Genomic DNA, 567 nt, shown 5'->3' with positions numbered 1-567 from the left:
TGTAATAGTTTGGGTTATCGATTGTCTAAGGTAAGTGATTTAACCAATGCGAAGTGTGGTGTTGATACTTTCTTTCCATGTGTAAATGGCATAGATGGCGCAGCCCCTAGCTCATCAGGTAATCATTACCAGCGTCACATAGGCGCTGGATTTTTCACGGAGTGGGGCAACATGGGCTACTACACTGATGCGGGCTTCGTCAGCAACAACTACTGGACGAGCGACGCTACAGGTAGCGACGACCCGTTCCGTGTCTACTCGTTCAACGGCGTCGTCGGCAGCTTCATTGCCAGCGTCTCCTACTGGGGCCTTTGCACCGCACCTTAGCTTTTAGCGTTTAGTTCTTAATCCTTAGGGCGCGGGGTTGGTTATGGTGCTTGAGAGGATAATATAACAAAGAATAAAGCCCCGCGTAAGTTGGGGCGCTGAGCAGGCAAAGTCTGTGAACCTAGCGCTTTAATGGCAGAAAATCAAAATAGCACCCCGACCGATACGACTTAAAAGCTTGCGCTTTTGCTATTAACTGGCTGTTATTAACAAGTTGTCATTAATAGCTATTATCAAATA

At 47.3% G+C, this 567-nt stretch carries 1 protein-coding gene; it reads left to right on the top strand.

Going from position 1 to position 567, the window contains the following annotated elements; genetic code table 11:
* Window positions 1-327: hypothetical protein (locus tag B9N71_RS13295; protein WP_208610521.1), on the top strand; the 327-nt coding region annotated here is incomplete at its 5' end.
* Between the last annotated feature and the right edge of the window lie 240 nt (window positions 328-567).

Source organism: Gilliamella bombi, from assembly GCF_900103255.1.
Lineage (GTDB): Bacteria > Pseudomonadota > Gammaproteobacteria > Enterobacterales > Orbaceae > Gilliamella > Gilliamella bombi.
The sequence above is the reverse complement of the archived record's forward strand: the minus strand, read 5'-3'. Positions and strand labels throughout refer to the sequence as shown.